This is a genomic window from Paenibacillus cucumis (ex Kampfer et al. 2016) (assembly GCF_019748695.1).
Lineage (GTDB): Bacteria > Bacillota > Bacilli > Paenibacillales > Paenibacillaceae > Paenibacillus > Paenibacillus polysaccharolyticus.
This window is the reverse complement of the sequence record NZ_JACLIC010000050.1, coordinates 1-17,855: the sequence shown is the minus strand read 5'-3', so window position 1 is coordinate 17,855 and position 17,855 is coordinate 1. Positions and strand designations below refer to the sequence as shown.

Here is a 17,855-nt window from a genome sequence, read left to right as displayed (position 1 = left end):
AGATACCCTCCTCCGTTTACATACTTGTAAACTTCACTACGTGTTCGACTACTTTGTCTACATCACTCTTCTGCATTCTAAGATGCATTGGTAACGACAAAATCCGTTCACTAATATAGTGAGAATTTGGACAAGTTCCTTTAGCATGAGAGTACATTCTATATTCTGTGTTGTCTCGGTAATGTACTCCGGGATAAATTTCAGATTCATTTAAAGCAAGGAGGAGTTCATCCCTTTTATCAACTTCAATAACATAAAGATGTCGAGAGGAATCACATCCAGGAGCTACTTTAACTGATCTAATATTTTCATTCCCTTCAAACCCTTGATCATACCAGAGAGCCAGTTGCTTACGATAAGCATTATCTTGATCCAGATACTTAAGTTGCACAAGACCAATTCCGGCCATAATGGAATTCCCATGGTACTTGTAACCGACATGTTCAACGTCATACTTCCATTTATAAGCCCCTTTATCCGTAGATCTGGCATAAGTATCTTTGTTTATACCCAGCCAAGTCAATTTACGACATAAATCATCGTTATCTTTATCCTTGAAGCAAATCATACCAGAATCTGCTGTAGGAAGATTTTTAACAGCTTGAAAAGAATATACTACTACGTCTGCTTCTCCACCTGGGATCTTTCCGTTTAGTCTAGTACCTGCCATATGAGCCGCATCTAAAATAAGTGCCAGATCATATTTTTTACAAAGTTCAACAATTTCAAGATATCTCCCAGTATTTCCACCAATACCTACAAATAGTATCGCTTTAGTCTTATCCGTGATTTTAGCTTCCACATCTTTAGGATCAAGACACATAAATTCATCTACATCAGCAAATACTGGTTTTAAATCTTCATACAGAATAGCATGGTTGGTGGATACAAAAGTTAGTGGTGTTGTGATAATCTCTGCATCATCTCCCCATTCCTTCTGCATCTTCAGAATCTTAAATGCTAAACCGAGTCCTACAGTCGCAGAATTCAAAAAATGGGCATTCTCCAGTCCAGTGTACTCTTTCCACTTTTCTTCGAATTGCACGGTTTTAAACCCTAAACCTGTCCAGCCTTTTTCTAGACACTCACGAATCTCCTCTAAACATTCTTCAACCCTAAATGTAGGCATAAATAATTGAATAGACATAATATATAATCTCTCCCTGTTGTTATTCGATAAGAAAGCTATGAAGCGCTTCACTGAAGTGTCTTAACTGTCGTTTATTGCGAATCAAGTTTGAATTGTCCAAGGCAGAGTATTTTGGCCGCCTAGCCCTTGTGGGGTATTTCTCTGATGACACTGGACATATTTCACTGTGCTTGAACTGTTTAACTTCAGCTATCAGCTTGGCAAATTCGTACCACGAGGTAATACCCGTATTAGTTATATGATACGTTCCGTATGGACATCCAATAAGCTCGAGTAGTGACTCCGATAAATCTACCGTATAAGTTGGCGAGCCCCATTGATCATCTACTACATTCAAGATTTTTGCGTCCCCTAAAATATTCTTTACGATTGTATCAGGGAAACATTTTCCTCCCTTTCCAAACAACCAAGAAGTTCTAACAATGTAATATTTCTCATAATTAGACTTGAGAATATCTTCAGCTAGCATTTTAGATCTACCATATACATTAATTGGTTTACGATCATCATTTTCTCTATACGGGATGTTACTATGGCCATCGAAAACATAATCTGTACTTATAAAGACAATGATTGGTTGTAGTTCTCTTACGCTATCTATAAGATTATACATACTGAGACTATTTACATTATAAGCTTGTAAAGGCTCGTCTTCGACCTGATCAACATTTGTAATTCCAGCTGAATGAATGACCACTTCCGGTTTATATTTTTCTATAGCTGCCTTAAGGGAACTAAGATCAGTTATATCACACTCTTGTTTTGGTGTTCTTACTACTTGGTGTCCCTCTAAATTAAATTGACGGTAAATTTCTTGTCCGAGCAATCCGAATCCACCTAGTATTAACACTCTCAAGTTCTCACTCCCTTTCAAGACTTTCTAACTCAAAGGTTTCCAATTCGCATCTTTGTCCGAAAGAGAAGGTTGAACCAATCCGTCTAAAGGCCATTGGATTCCTAATTTGGGATCATTCCAGAGAAGCCCTGACTCATGCCCTGGATCGTAAAAGTGTGTGCATTTGTATGAAAACACAGCAACATCAGAAAGCACAAGAAAGCCGTGTGCAAAGCCTTCGGGAATAAAAAACTGTTTGCGATTGGTGCACGAAAGGTGGATACCGTGCCATTTTAGAAATGTTGGGGAACCCTTTCGAAGATCAACTGCTACATCATATACTTCTCCTTCAAGAACCCGAACCAGTTTCCCTTGCGGATTCCTGGTCTGGTAGTGCATCCCCCTCAAGACACCTTTTTTAGACATAGACTGGTTGTCTTGAACAAAGGATGTACTAATCCCGTTGTTCTTAAACTCCTCTTCATGGTATGTTTCCATAAAATAACCTCGTTCATCACCAAACAACTTAGGTTCAACTATAACTAAGCCCTCAATATCGATTTGAGTAAACTTAAAGTTCCCCATTCTCTACCTCCTCAAATTAGCTAAGATTATAAATATCCATTAAATACTGGCCATATTGAGTCTTTAACAAAGGTTGAGCAAGTTGGACGAGATCATCCTTGGAGATATAACCCATTCGAAAAGCAATCTCCTCAATACATGAAATGTATAGACCTTGTCTTTTTTGGATTGCTTCCACAAAGTTACTTGCTTCAAGCAATGATTCATGGGTTCCAGTATCCAGCCAAGCCATTCCCCTGCCCATCAACTCAACTTTAAGTTGTTCCCTGAATTTATATTCTTCTATGACGGAAGTTATTTCTAATTCTCCTCTCGCCGAAGGAGTTACCTTGGAGGCTATGCTTGCTACATCTCCATCAAAAAAATATAGACCAGGTATTGCATAATTTGATTTTGGAACAACTGGTTTCTCTTCTATGGAAAGTACATTGTTGTTCTCATCAAACTCTACCACCCCATATGCTGATGGGTCTTTTACATTGCAGCCGAAAATCAGTGCTCCTTCTTTTAATTCAGCCGCTCTATGTAAGGTTTGACTAAACCTCTGACCGTAAAAAATGTTATCACCAAGCACCATCGCTACAGGTTCATTATTAATAAAATTCTCACCAATAATAAAAGCCTCAGCTAAACCTTTAGGCTCATTCTGAATTTGGTATTTAAAGTTCATCCCAAGTTGACTACCGTCCCCAAGCAATTGAGTAAAAAAAGGAAGATCTCTAGGTGTTGATATGATTAGTACTTCTCTTATTCCTGCCAACATCAGGACGGATAAAGGATAATAAATCATGGGCTTATCATAGATAGGAAGCATCTGTTTTGAAACAGCCCTAGTTAGTGGATAAAGTCTAGTTCCAGATCCTCCAGCCAAAATTATACCTTTCATTTTTACACCCCCACACCCTTAAAACTAGAATAGTAATTCAACTTTTATGTTGAGAAATTCTCTTGTATAGCTCTTATCAGTATACTTATGCTAAAATATTGTCGTATCTACAAGTAAAGGAGACTCAAACCTTGTCGAATCCAGTATACGGAAAACAAATGAAAACGTCGAGGAAAGTTACGGCCCATTCAGCATCGACGCTCCTATGGTCATTGTCCATAGGACTTATCTTATTTTTACTCTGGTCCGCGTTCCAAGTTGCGCTATTTAATGGTCAATTGCTGCAATTTGAAGCACCCATTTATTGGGCTGTTGCCATTACGACCCTCCTGTTCATCCTATGGGTTGGTATCTACTTTAAACAGATGAAGTTAGAAACACAGCAAGATTGGCTCAAAGTAGCCGTTATATTACTCCCTCTTACCTATGTACTATCACTCATTAATGCAGCATCAGAATACTTGGCGAATAATATGATTCTCATCCAATGTATCTATGCCATGATTTTTGTGATGACGATGTACCTGCTTCAAAACAACAAAATCAATCATATCATACAATCTTCCTTAATAGGAATTGCATATGTTATTGTCGGATTTGGTTTGTTAAATTGGCTAGGGGCCTTTAGTTTTGCAGGTAAGTTAGTTGGATGGTTTTCTGCTGGCGTAATTAATGGTGTATACAACCAGGCCATCTGGAATGATTCCAACGGTGCGAGGCTTGCGTCCGTGTTTCAGTATCCCAATACATACGCAGCATTTCTAATGGCATTCTTGTTTATTTCCATCTTCAGCATGATTCGTTCCAAAAGAATATTCACACAACTGTTGCATGGCTTCATGCTTGTTCCCATTATCCTGTCATTGCTTCTGACGCTCTCGCGTACAGGACTTGTTATGTTGCCAATCGTATTTGTTATCCTATTGTTCTTGCTTAAACCAACCAAACAAATTCTATGGTTTATCTATTGTGCCGTATCAGCGATAGGCACTCTGTTAGTTTTAAACCCGATTAACACAGCAGGATTTGAACTTCAAAAGCAGTTCACAGGTTCTCTTGCAGCCAAGAGCTGGGCGATCCTTATTGGAGCCTCGCTTGTTGTTGCGTTGTTGTGTTGGGCGATCCAGCGCTTTGTAGCCCCTATGCTGGAAGCCAAGTTTCAATCTTGGTCAGCTCGAAAAGCATCAAGCGTATGGATTCCGCTAGGTTCTGTAGTTCTAACCGTTGTGATTGCTGTGCTATTGCTCGGTACGGGCGTGCGAAACATTTTGCCGGACAGTATTAGCACACGACTTGAGAATATCAATTTCCAGCAACACAGTGTGCTCGAGCGTATCACATTCTATAAAGATGCTACGAAACTATTTGCCGATTATCCTGTAATCGGGGCTGGTGGAGGGGCATGGACTGCACTGTATGAAAAGTATCAGAACAATCCTTATGTCAGCGCCCAAGCACATAACTTTTTCATGCAATATCTTGTTGAGGTTGGCCTTGTTGGATTTCTAGTATTTATGGCGTTTATACTATATGTTTTCTATCAATATGTTCGATCGTATGTCAGACGGAATGAAGAGGATCGCGAATCACATTTCATGTACTTTATTCTTTCCATGTCCATCCTCGTGCTCAGTCTTCTTGATTTCAACATGAGTTATGTCTTTATTGGAATGCTGGTATTCCTTGGTCTTGGAGGCATGAGTGCCGCGATTGAGCCTCAACCCACTCGTCGTTTAAAAATGGGAGCAGCTGCGGCACGCGGAGTGTACAGTATAATTGCTGGAATAGCGATCATTGTGCTTCTCATCGTTTCTGTTCGATTCTTACAAGCTAATCATTATGCCATTGAAGGTAATGAGCTCGCAAGGAGCAGTCAAGATTTCCGGCAAATCAAAGCTCCGCTGGACAAGGATTTGTCCATCCGCAACACACATCCGGATTCATTAATGCTTCTAGCGTCACTTTATCAACAAGGCTACACGCAAACGAAAGATGAGCAATTCTACACAGAAGCCGTGCAATTGTTGCAGCGTGGCCTCGAAGCAGAACCATATAATAAAGGTATGGTAAAACAACTCATTGGCATATACGAATTGAAAGGCGAAAATGCCCAAGCGTATACGCTACGAAAAGAATATGCAAGCAACTATATTTGGGATATGGACTGGTATGAGCAATTGATCAGCCGTTCATTCGATCTGGGGTATCAGGCACTTGGACAAGGGGATACTACAAAAAAGAATGCTTATTTCACTTCGGGAATTGATGCATATCAGCATGTAGTCGATGGAGTGGAGCACCTTAAAACTCTCCCTAAGGGACAGCTTCAAGGTCAGCCATTCCAAGTTACCCCAACGATGATTCTCAATGCTGGTAAAATGAAGTATATGTCCAACGATCTCTCAGGTGCTACCGCTGTACTTAAAACGGGAATTGCGGAAGATCTGACGGATGCGACGAATCGTGAAATTGCTCGTTGGTACCTCGCTTCGCTCAAACGAGAATTTAAACTGGACGAGGCTCTATATAATAAACTGATTGCCATCTCATCTAGTGAAGCAGACGAAATTAAACGAATTGCAGAATTAACTTTTAATTAGAATCTATCTCATATTTGTTGTTATCATCTTATATAAAAAAGGTTTGCCTTATAAGGCAAACCTTTTTTCGTCTAGTCCTTGGTAGAAACAACTTTAGAAAATAGTAGATCGATAACTTAAGTATGGGATTGGCTCAATCATTAGTCCGATACCACGATATCTTTCAAATACTTCAGCAAATCCTCCCGCAGATCAGGACGCTGTAACGCATAGTGAATGGATGTTTCAATAAAACCTAACTTCTCACCCACATCATGGCGCAGGCCATTAAAATGATACGCAAGTATCTGTCTTTGCTCATTCAGACGGGACAAAGCATCTGTTAGTTGAATCTCTCCACCTACACCGGCAGACTGCCTGCCCAAGATTTCGAAAATATCGGGAGTAAGAATGTAACGGCCCATGATCGCCAGATTCGAAGGGGAATCCTCCGTTCTCGGCTTTTCAATCAAACGTCGCGCTCTGAAAACACGTTCATCCGTACGAGTTAGCAACTCTCCATCGATAATACCGTAACGGGATACTTCACTCCAATCGACAGGTTGCACGCCGACAATCGGAGACTGCAGTTCGTCGTAGACTTCAATCATCTGCTGCAAGCATGGGTGATCCGCTTCAACAATGTCGTCCCCGAGCAGGACGGCAAACGGTTCATTGCCAATAAACTTGCGAGCACACCAGATCGCGTGACCAAGTCCTTTCGGTTCTTTTTGCCGGATATAATGGATGTCAGCCATCTCGGAAGGTTTGCGAACTTCGTTCAGCAGATCCCACTTCTGTTTGTCTGCGAGATTCTGTTCAAGTTCAAAGGAATAATCAAAGTGATCCTCGATCGCCCGTTTCCCTTTTCCTGTCACGATAATAATATCTTCGATTCCGGAGGCAACGGCTTCTTCAATAATGTATTGAATGGTCGGCTTGTCCACAATGGGCAGCATTTCTTTCGGCATGGCCTTGGTGGCAGGCAGGAACCGGGTTCCCAGTCCGGCGGCTGGAATAATCGCTTTGCGGATACGTATAGGAAACACTCCTTTGGCTGGATCAAGATAGTATAGGGATAACACGATTAATGAGTTGGTAAAAGCGGTGCATTTCTCTATACATTACCACAAATTTATTAACAATCGTTGTATAAAAATCGAGTTTTCTCTACACCATTAACAACTCGCGAATATCCTGCTCGGATAATGTCGTTGATCCTCCGTCGCCCGGTTCAATGACCTCAGCAATCAAATCCTTTTTCCGCTGTTGCAACTCCAGAATCTTTTCTTCTATGGTGCCCTCGGTCACAAGACGAATCACCTGAACCACTTGTTTCTGCCCCATACGATGAGCTCTTCCAATCGCCTGTTCCTCCACGGCGGGATTCCACCACAGATCATATAATATGACGGTATCGGCTCCCGTCAGGTTCAGTCCGGTTCCACCAGCCTTGAGCGAGATCAGAAACAGTTCGGCTTCTCCCTCATTAAACCTGCGGCACATGTCTACTCGACTCTGGGCAGGGGTTTGTCCGTCCAGATAAAACAAGCTGTTGCCTTGCGCTGTAAGAGTCTGACGAATGAGGTTAAGCATACTTGCAAACTGGGAGAAGATCAGAATGCGTTTGCCAGCGGCCAGACAGTCCTGGACGGTCTCCAGCAGTTGCTCCATTTTTCCTGAATCCCCTTGATATCCGTCCACAAATAGTGCCGGGTGACAACATAACTGACGCAGGCGAGTGATACCGGCCAAAATTTTGATCCGGTTTTTCTGGAAACCGTTGTCTTCCATGTCCTTAGTTGTCTCATCCTGAAGCTGAGAGAGATACGCTGCGTAAAGCTTTTTCTGTTCGACCGTCAGCTCAGAGCGTTGCACCGTCTCAATCCGATCCGGCAATTCTTCCAATACATCTTTCTTCAAGCGACGGAGAATGAACGGACGTACCATACGCGAGATGCGTTCTGGCGGCAAGTCACGAAATCTTCTGTAGCTCGGGAATAAACCCGGAAATACAGCTTCAAAAATAGACCACAGTTCATCCAGTGAATTCTCGACGGGTGTACCTGTCAGGGCAAAACGGCGTGGCGCCTGAATTTGTTTGACGGCTTGCGCTGTCTGGGACGATGCATTTTTGACTGCCTGTGCCTCGTCCAGAATCAGGGTATGAAAAGTTCTTCCCAAATACGTATCCAGATCACGTCGTAGCAACGGATACGATGTCACGATCACATCCGCCTTGTCCATATCCGCCAGCATGCTGGCGCGTTCATCCTTCTGTCCTGCGGCGATTAAGACGTTCAGATGCGGAGCAAACCGTGCAAACTCATTCGCCCAGTTGTAAGTTAATGAAGCAGGCGCAACAACCAATACCGGCGGATGTGTCATTCGCGTGCGAATGGTCAGACCGCCTTGCTGCGAGGTGTGCCATGCATCTGGTGTATTTCCAGTGTTGTTAGCCAAGTAAGCCTGCTGAGACTCATTCATGATCCAACCATTAGAGATGTTGTTGTCTGTATCAGCTGGTAGCCCTGCCTCTTGTCCCTGCTCATACACGGATCTTTCCTGTAATGAAGCTGTGATGTAGGCGATACTTTGTAGCGTCTTGCCCAGTCCCATATCATCTGCCAGAATGCCGCCAAACCGGTAATGTGCGAGTGTACGAAGCCACTGATACCCGCTTGCCTGGTAATCCCGCAGCACGGGCGCCAGCGTCTGAGGTAACGGAAAGTCCATCCGGTCCGGATCACGCAGATCATCGAGGAAACGTTTGAGCGAGCCTCCCCATTTCACATGACCCGAAACCTCATCTCTCCCCGGAAGCTGCAACGCTCTCACCGCAGGCAACCGGATATGGCTGCTCTGGATATCCTTTGCTTCCAGTCCAAGCGCGTCAGCCATGTGAGCGAAGCTGCTCGCGCCATCATTTTCAAGTGACAGAAAGACACCGCTTCGCAGGCGGAAGAAAGCTTTCTTTTCCACAATGCTGCGCATCAGTTCTTGCAACTCCTGCTCGTCGACTCCCTCCATCTCGAAGGAAATCTCCAGCCAGTCCAGTCCTCTTCCCAGATCAGCACGAACCTTCGGCGGTACCGGATACGTTGGCATCATCGCTTTCACGGCATTCGGCATATAGATATCGGCCAGCTTCTCGAGCTCAGGCAACAGGTGATACATCACATCATAGATGGCGTCCTCACGCTCGCTTGCCCAGACACTCCCCTCCCGCTCCAGAAAAGAACGATCCAGTCTCTCGATGAGATTGCGTTCCTTGAAGCGGTCACGGATCAAGATGACTTTCTTTTCTTCCTCGTTAATTAAATACTCTGCCAGCGGGTTAATGACCATGACGCCATAATCGAATTCCAGACGTGCTGTAATGCGTTCCCGGTAAAAGTCGATATACAATTTCGGTGACAACTCGGGTTCGGCAATCTGTTCGCGCACATGGGAATCAATCGACAGATGCCCCAATATCCGCAGTTCCGGTACAACATGCTGCACAAACTCATCCACCTGCTGTGACGAGATATCAATGCTTTCTTTAATGCCGTAGGATGTGAGCGCACTGTTCAGGTCCTCCAGACTTCTCATCTGCGTCGGTTCTAACATATAGAGCTGCCCTTCAACAACCGCCGCATCATATGCCGGAAGCAGAATCAACTCACGCAGTCCTGACACCTCCAGCTGATACCCTTCATTCGCCCCCTCCGCGATCCGGTAAAATAGAGGCAATGCTCCCTCGCTTAGGGTTAACGGACCATTTGCCAGTCCTGTGCCCTCCATTCGGCTATCCGCTTGCATAAGCAACTCCAGCAGTGGCTTCCAGACAATGGGAGCGATCAGGATATCGCGACCGTCCGAAGCACCCAGATACCCCGAAATGGACTCGCGGTATGCCTCTTCACTCTGTCTCATACGAATGAGCATGGAAAGGATAGCCTGATCTTCAGCCCGAAACACATGTAGCAGCGGATCATAATGAAACAGCTTGGTGAAGGACATGGGCTCGCCCTTTTCAATACAGTTCAGGAACTGTTTGACCTTCTGCACGACATAGAGTCGTTTGTTGCCCACTTTTAATTCAAGCGCCAGCTTGGCTCCACCTTTATGCACATGTACCAGCTTGCAGATGAACTGTACCTGTAATTCTTCTCGTAGCATAGAGCGGGTAACCGGTGCTGTGTATTTTGACTCCCGTTCATGCGGCAATCTGCGATCCTTCGCAAACATGGATAAAATCTGGTCTGCTGTGCGGTAGGACGGTTTATCCGCAGAGCGGCCCCAGCCTGAGGCTGAACTCGGACGACCTGCCTGTGCAAAAGGGGAAGGGGACAACGACTGTGGCTTATGCTGCTGCGATTGATGAAGTTGATGAGGTTGCTCCAGTTGCTGCGATTGCTGACCTTGTGCAGTAGATATTAAATCTGAATAAGGCCGTTCCCATTTCTCTTCTTCGACCAGTGTGCCCACTTTTGATGGTGTCCCTCTGCCGCTGGATGGCTCTGGCATGTCCTCACGTTCATGAATAACAAGCAGAACAGCCGCAATATGTTTGCAATAGTCATAATAGTTGCCATATGCAGGGCAGTTGCAATGCGCTTCAATCTCTCCCGCATCGTCCAGGTCTACCTTCACTTCGTAGGCTTCCGTCCCCCGAACAAAAGCTTGATAATGACGTCCGTCTTCACTCACAGCGAGCTTGCCAATCCTGCCAGACTGTTGATATTCTTCACCGTGTTTGAATGCCGTGACCCCGCACAGCAATTTGATATCCATCATCGTAAATGGAGCCACGCTTCACACCTCCTTGGTTGCCGATGCCGCTTTTATAGAAAAAACCCCAAGAGCTCCGTAAAGCAGAGATTGGGGTTGCTTATTATTTCACCAGTTGGCCGCGTGTAACGCCCAATTGGTTCGTTGCTTTCAGGGTTTTCCATACTTGTGTACCGCTGATCTCACCGCGGAGTGCACGGTTGTACAGGTCGATAACTTCCTTCACCTGCTCCGGTGTCTCTTCCAGGAACTCTACCCGGTAACGCGATACACCCAGATCCATAAAGTTAGTCAGATACTCTGCACCAGACTGTTCTACGGCATTATATACCGTGTTACGGCAGCCCTCATCCACACGTACCGGGTGAGACATACCAATTCGGTCTTGCAGGGAAGCCCGCTTTTCTTCGCAAGGACGTCCACAGTTCGTATAGTCGGTGCCTTCACTCATAAACGTACAGTACACGCAGTGCTCCGTGTGGAACATCGGCAGATGCTGATGGATTACCACTTCGGTCTGACTTGTACGGGAGTTACCGAGCAGATCAACCATCTGCTGAATGTTCAGGTCATATGACGGGGTGATCCAGTCGCAACCTGCTTCCAGGAACAATTCCACTGCCTTGTGGTTGGCGATGTTCAAGGAGAAGTCCCCGATCAGCTGCGGATGCTTCGCGTCCGGATTCATTCTACGGTGACGCAGGTAGAAGTAAAGCGCACCTGTATTACGAACGAGTACCGCATCCGGCTCCAAACGCAAGATATTGTTGTGATAGCCGTTCTCGCCAGGCATATGAATACGCGGCGTAGCCAGCGCGATTTTGCGACCTGCAGCATGTACAGCTTCCACGGCTGCCGGGAATTGCTTGATAAACTCAAAGTCGGCGTAGATCATGCCGACGCCAGCTTCCAGCGCTGCCTCCACTTGTGGCAGGCTGCGGCACAGCGCGGTCAGCTCTGCTTGACCGCGAGCTACTGGCGATGCCGGTTGTGCCGCATCGCCGTACACGTCCACCGCCCGTTTCACGTAGACGGGCGGTTTCGGGCGCTCGCCCGCGAGTTGTTCGACCGCCTGACGGCGAATATTGTTCAACTCGCGCATCGGGATGATGACGTCACCGTGCAGATTGACGTCCAGATCCTCAAGCTGGAACACGGTGCCGCCGAGACGTCCGAATTGCTCTTCGAGCAATTCATGGGTCATCGGACGTTTCTGGGCAATGTCCAGTTCCATCTCCGAATCCACGCGCACGGTCGTTCCCTTCTGCACGTCGGTCCACCATGTGCTGAGCGGTTGCCCCGGGCTGCCGATGACTTTCACTTTGACCGGGAAGACACGGTAAGGCTTATCGGTCTCAAAGCTTTGACGCAGACGTTTGTCGAGCGCAGGATCATTGGTTTTCCATACCTTATCGCCGACTTTCACACGACGCAGATCCACATCACTGCGGCCTGGCACGATGTCCACGATCCAGCCTTCGCCGGCTTCGCCTTCGATCTTCACACCTTTGCGGCGTACATCATATACACGTCCGCCTTCTTCTTTCTTCGTTGGATCACCAGCGTCAAATACAATACCGTCTCCGCGTTTCACGGGTGCATCCAGTTTCAGCACAACACCATCACGCAGCACTTGATCTACACGACCCAGGTAAACGCCACGGCTTTTCGGGAACGTCCCGTCTACCAGCTGTTTGTTGTTCGTGCCGCCCAGGAAACCATGTGTGAATCCTCGCGAGAAGCTCTGTTGCAGCTCACGAATTTCTTCTTTGCTTGTCCGTGTATTGTCACCGTCAAAATAACGGTCAATGGCTTTACGATATTTACTAACTACGTTCGCTACGTACTCTGGCGTTTTGAGTCGACCTTCGATTTTGAAAGACGTTACGCCTGCTTCAATCAATTCCGGCATGATATCAATGGCTGCCAGATCTTTCGGCGATAGCAGATACGCCACATCCCCCATCGGCTGGTGAACACCATCCACCATCAGATCGTACGGCAGACGACACGCCTGCGCACATTCCCCACGGTTCGCGGAACGTCCGCCCCACATTTCGGAAGTCAGACACTGACCCGAATAGGATACGCAAAGTGCGCCATGCACGAATACTTCCATCGGAAGTTTCGCTTGATCACCAATCTTTTGAATCTGCTTCAAATTGTTTTCCCGTCCAAGTACGACACGTTCCATGTCAAACGGCTTGGTAAACTCTACCGCTTCAGGCGACGTAATCGTCATCTGCGTGGAACCGTGAATCGGAAAGTCCGGCGAAATCTCACGAATCATTTTGACCAGACCCAGATCCTGTACGATCACAGCATCCACACCCGCATCTACGCAGGCATCGATGAGTTCTTTGGCATCTTTCAACTCATTTTCAAAGATCAATATATTAAAGGTCAGGAACCCTTTTACGCCGTAACTGTGCAAAAACGCCATAATCTCCGGTAGCTCGTCCATACGGAAATTGTTCGCTCGTGCCCGTGCATTGAATTTTTCGACCCCGAAGAAAATCGCATCCGCCCCGTTGGCTACCGCCGAACGCATGCAATCCCAGTCCCCTGCAGGTGCCAGAAGCTCAACGTCTTCTCTTCGTATTGTTGCTGTTTTCATGTAGATCCTCCCCATACCGGCCTCAGCCAGTGTTCTTCCCTTGGTACCTGTATTTCGGTACGCCTGCATTGCTGTCAACGTCAAGTATCACTATATCTATACATTATGTCTGTATTGCCTGAAATCAAGGCCTACAGTCTCTCTATTTCTCAAATCAGCAGTAATAACTCCTGAACTAGTATAGTGTACCACTTCTGCACCGACTCTTCTACGGTTTCCTGAAAAAACCGTTTGTCATTTTCATCATTTTTCCATAGAGATTCCACTCATTCTCAACATATTTACATACCTTATTCCATTCATTGTAAAGTCGCAGCCAAAGAAAAACCGAAGGTTCTTTACCCCTCCGGCAATTTCTACACATCTATATTGTTATTTAATAAAAGTAAATGAGTTCACTGCTTTTTCCAGCATGGCTGCCTGCACTTGCGTACGGTTCGCATCGTTCAGACCACTCGTGATCGTATACGTAATTCCATCCTTTTCAAACACAATCTGACGACCTGTATACGGCACACCCTTATCCACTTCATGGTACGTGAAGGAGAATGCCGGTACACCTGCAAAGGTCAGTTGCTCGCTACGGATCAGATTGAAGCTTTTTCGCGTTTTGGCTGCCTCTGCATAGGCCTCTCTCAGCTGACTAACCGTCATCTCAATCGACTTGTCCTCTGTAGCTGCAATGGAGAAGTTGCCACCCGTGAAGGTATAAACGACTGGTGAGCTTTCAAACCGATCACTATACGGCGTCCAGTAGCGCGGAATATCCACGCTGTAATGATAGTTTTTGGACGTACGCGTGATTGTTTTCATTTTATCTGTCAGATATGGATCTTCATCCAGCTGACCGAAATTATCTTTTACCGTGTCAAAATCAATCTCTACACTCTTCATAATTCGTTCAAACCATGCTCGGTCTGCGGCCTGTCCTTCAGGGAACGTATACTCCGCGTAGTAACGATATCCGTTCTTCTGCAAAAGCACATCATATTCCGTCTGCCATCCTGACCCGAAGTTATAACGGAATTCATTCACCTCGGCAGTTTCGCCAGAGATTTCCGTTGTAAATGAACCAATTTGCTGATAACTCTCGGCTGTAAAAGTTTCACGCATCCACTTCTCGAGCTGATCACTCCAATCCTTCACCGTTGCACCGGACTTGGCTGAAGTCACTCGAAGTTGCAAATAAGCACCGTCTTTATCTTTATAAACCATATTATTATTGTCCATGGACCAGCCCGCTGGAACCTTTAATTCAATTCCGTAATCATCATTCCATGCCGCACGCATGTCGTCCTCCACCGTGGAAAGATCCTTAATGGTTCGATCTGACTGCGAATAGCTTGGTTCAAAAGAGTTGAGCAATGAAGCATGTTTGCCCAGATCTTTATAATTAATCGCCTCATAATCCGCCAAGTAGACATCATATTGAAGACCGTCATGAATGTACTGGCGTAACTCCCATAACACGCCATCCGCATCTTTGACGACAACTCTTGCATAAGGATTGTTTCCTTTAGATACCGCTTCACGGTCCAGTACCGTATCTCCTGCCTGTTTGGCCACCTGCACGAGTTGTGTCAGCAAGTCATCCGCATCCAGTACTACATTCTGGTCACTCACATACACTTCGAGAAAATAACTTTCATCCGTAGCGCCAAAGGTCATCATGCGTTCCTGTTCATTCGTTTGCAACACCAGAAGATCGGCTGGATAATGAATCGACCAGCCATAATAGCTGTTGCCAATTCTCGTTTTCCCTTTGTCCAGGTCGATGCCCTCCTCATCCACACCCTCACCCTTTTGAAGCAAACGAATGACGATCTCTCCCGAACTGTTCGGCGCAATCGTTGCACCGATTCCTGCCGCAACCGGGCGAAGAGGAACCATTAACACACCATTCACCATTTTGGGGGCAGTCCCCATCTCCACTTTGGCACCGTCAATCCATGCGATAGAACTGTCTATTCTCAAGGCCACAACGTGTGGACCTTCCTTGATTTTGATGACATCATTTTTCTCCAGCCGCACTTCACTGCCAAAGGCTTTTTTGAATACGCCGACAGGCACCAATGTCACGCCTTTAATCGTGAGGGGTTTCGTGATGTTTTGTTTCTTGCCATTCATAAAAGCACTTGTACTTCCTGCTTTGACACGCAGCTCATTGGTGATCAAATCATCAGCTGCCCATACTGGCAGAGCTGTGCTTGCCAGCAACATCCCTGCTAATACGCCCGTGCTCAGCACGCGTAACCATGACTTCTTCATTCCGTTCATTCGTCCTCTCTCAATTCGGGTTGCTTGCCAAGCTTATTGTTCTTCATCCGTTAAAAGCGAATCATCGGACGGCTCCTCAAGAGAGGCTCGATCCACAAGTGTCAATGTGCGGGTAACGATGTCTCCGTCCGTTTGCACCAGCAGCTTTACCTTTTGTCCAGGTAAGTAGGCTTTGAGTAGCTCATTGATATCGACTACCGAAGATACACGTTTGCCCGCAACGCTGTAGATGGCATCCCCTTCCTTGATCTTGGCTTTCTTCGCTTCCGGACTCAATACACTCGTAACCGTTAACGGATCTTCCGCAGGCAGACCTACAATGGCCGACCAGCTCTCTTCCATCTGTAATCCGAGACTTGCCCGTTTGATCGTTCCATATTTAAAAAATTGATTGATGACAAAGTTCACGGTGTCTACAGGAATAGAGAAACCCATGCTCTCGATGCCCACGGCAGAGAATTTCATGGAGTTAATACCGACGACTTCTCCCTTTAAGTTAACGAGCGGCCCTCCACTATTTCCGGGATTAATCGCCGTGTCTGTTTGAATTAAGCGGTAGGACGCTTCCACCCCACGGTTCAGACCGCTGATCACGCCAACCGTAGCTGAGTTACGCAATGAAAAGGAGATCGGCGTGCCGATCGCAATTACCGTCTCGCCCACAGCCGCTTGCGAAGCTTTAGCAAAGACCGCAGGTTTGAGTGCTTTAGCGTTAATTTTAATCAGCGCAAGGTCACTTAACGGATCACTGAACGATTCTGTAATGTTATATGTATTCCCGTCTGTCGTGACAACGACCGGATCTACCAACTGATCAACCACGTGGGCGTTCGTCACAATCCATCCATTAGCGCGAATGATAACGCCTGTGCCATGTGCCAGATTATAACGATCGTTTGCCGATCCGTTCTGGTTTTCCGTCGTCTTACCTATAATCCCAACCACAGACGGAGATACCTTCTCAATCACTTTGGGAATGGCTTCGCTTCCCTTATACGTATACGTTCCTGATTTGGCATCGTATTGTCCACTGCCGCCGAACATCTTCACCAAATCTTTCGTATTCACATACACCTGGCCGTCGATTACCTTGGCTTGCATGCCTGTCTTGGATGCTGCTGCACCAGCCGTCGCCGTCATCACACCAATGGAGAGCACAACAACCATCATCATGGCTGTTGCCCGTTTTACTAACCTTTTCATGACTTCACCTGACCCTCTCTACTCTATACATCCTTCTTGCGCGACTGGACAGCCGATTCCTGGCCGAATCTATCTTCTCTCTCATCTGCAATATCGGTATCCTTCAATGTATCATACAAATTATGGCTATACAATCGTTTTAATTTTCGCTATTTTTCGACATAATCAAACTCTCTCAGTTTCCTCCCTTCGGAGAATACAGACATGAAAAAACACCTTCCATATTCATCATGGAAAGTGTTCGAAATGACTATTGCATGGTCTTATTTCTATGCATCTTAATATTACTATTAACCAAACCAACCTGTGATCATCGCGTAGTCTGTCATCAAAAATACCAGCAGACTGACAACTGTAAACCCGATAGCAAACAAATTTTTCTTCGGTGCCCGAAGGAGCCGAACCAATCCGATAAAAATCAGGATCGTAAACAAGATCACAAAAATATCAAATGCATTAAAATTCGATGTACTCGCTGTGGCAGCCTCTGCAAGCAGCATGGATAGACAGACCTCCTCACCATAGTTAAACAACCAACACATACCCTAAACTCTTCCTCTATGTTATCTGTACCCTGTTAGTAATGCAAGCCCTATCATCCAGAAAAATGAAAAAAATCCAGATTGACCGATTTGCTCGCAAAAGCTTATCCAGTCTAATATGTAAACACTTTCATTAAACATTCTTATTAACAGTCAAGGTATGACAGACACGGGTAGCAACAAGATGTAAAAAGAGCCAGGGGTAGGTGACAGAGCCAGTTACCTCAACCTCCCAGCTCTAACGGTCACCAGGGAGCTTATTTGGGCGATTATCACCTGTATCAAAATCTAACGATCATGAGAAACGCTATTTCACTCACAATCGTCGAAAAACAGCCTATTTCTCGCTTTTTCGATGAAATAACGTCGCTGGTGGAGCTAGAATAAAAAGTGGACAACCGTTAA

General features: G+C 45.8%; 11 protein-coding genes. 1 reads left to right on the top strand and 10 read right to left on the bottom strand.

The features are described from left to right. Positions 1–16: 16 nt before the first annotated feature. From H7T88_RS26640 to rfbA, 4 genes are read right to left on the bottom strand one after another with little or no spacing between them, the layout of a single operon-like run. Entirely contained in the window at positions 17–1,147 is a 1,131-nt protein-coding gene (locus tag H7T88_RS26640) for a DegT/DnrJ/EryC1/StrS family aminotransferase (RefSeq protein WP_260511167.1), read from the bottom strand. Positions 1,148–1,169: 22 nt separating this feature from the next. Beyond that, the gene (rfbD, locus tag H7T88_RS26635) at positions 1,170–2,000 is read right to left on the bottom strand and encodes a dTDP-4-dehydrorhamnose reductase (protein WP_312027662.1); all 831 of its coding nucleotides are present in this window, start codon (positions 1,998–2,000) and stop codon (positions 1,170–1,172) included. Positions 2,001–2,030: 30 nt separating this feature from the next. Next, positions 2,031–2,570 carry a dTDP-4-dehydrorhamnose 3,5-epimerase gene (gene rfbC, locus H7T88_RS26630; RefSeq protein WP_221791347.1) on the bottom strand — a complete coding sequence of 180 codons (540 nt, stop codon included), beginning with the start codon at positions 2,568–2,570 and terminating at the stop codon, positions 2,031–2,033. A gap of 16 nt (positions 2,571–2,586) precedes the next feature. After that, positions 2,587–3,456, bottom strand: coding sequence for a glucose-1-phosphate thymidylyltransferase RfbA (gene rfbA / locus H7T88_RS26625; protein WP_221791345.1), 870 nt, complete (start codon positions 3,454–3,456; stop codon positions 2,587–2,589). A 131-nt stretch (positions 3,457–3,587) separates the two neighbouring features. Between rfbA and H7T88_RS26620 the strand changes: the two genes are divergently transcribed. Further along, a complete protein-coding gene (locus H7T88_RS26620; RefSeq protein WP_221791343.1) occupies positions 3,588–6,056 on the top strand; it encodes an O-antigen ligase family protein in 2,469 nt (822 codons plus the stop codon). A gap of 140 nt (positions 6,057–6,196) precedes the next feature. Here the strand turns inward: H7T88_RS26620 and galU are convergent, their stop codons facing one another. The 6 genes from galU to H7T88_RS26590 all read right to left on the bottom strand — a co-directional run bounded on the left by galU (position 6,197) and on the right by H7T88_RS26590 (position 17,408). Continuing rightward, positions 6,197–7,075 carry a UTP--glucose-1-phosphate uridylyltransferase GalU gene (gene galU / locus H7T88_RS26615; protein WP_221791382.1) on the bottom strand — a complete coding sequence of 293 codons (879 nt, stop codon included), beginning with the start codon at positions 7,073–7,075 and terminating at the stop codon, positions 6,197–6,199. A gap of 130 nt (positions 7,076–7,205) precedes the next feature. Continuing rightward, complete coding sequence (locus H7T88_RS26610; protein ID WP_221791341.1) at positions 7,206–10,832, bottom strand: DEAD/DEAH box helicase; 3,627 nt, start codon at positions 10,830–10,832, stop codon at positions 7,206–7,208. Positions 10,833–10,914: 82 nt separating this feature from the next. Further along, positions 10,915–13,428 (bottom strand): U32 family peptidase, encoded by a 2,514-nt coding sequence (locus H7T88_RS26605; RefSeq protein WP_221791339.1) that lies wholly within the window; start codon positions 13,426–13,428, stop codon positions 10,915–10,917. A gap of 372 nt (positions 13,429–13,800) precedes the next feature. Continuing rightward, positions 13,801–15,696, bottom strand: a complete 1,896-nt coding sequence (locus H7T88_RS26600; RefSeq protein WP_260511165.1) for a stalk domain-containing protein — start codon at positions 15,694–15,696, stop codon at positions 13,801–13,803. Positions 15,697–15,738: 42 nt separating this feature from the next. Then, entirely contained in the window at positions 15,739–16,908 is a 1,170-nt protein-coding gene (locus H7T88_RS26595) for a S1C family serine protease (protein WP_221791335.1), read from the bottom strand. Positions 16,909–17,198: 290 nt separating this feature from the next. Then, positions 17,199–17,408 carry a hypothetical protein gene (locus tag H7T88_RS26590; protein WP_090923015.1) on the bottom strand — a complete coding sequence of 70 codons (210 nt, stop codon included), beginning with the start codon at positions 17,406–17,408 and terminating at the stop codon, positions 17,199–17,201. Positions 17,409–17,855: the final 447 nt, after the last annotated feature.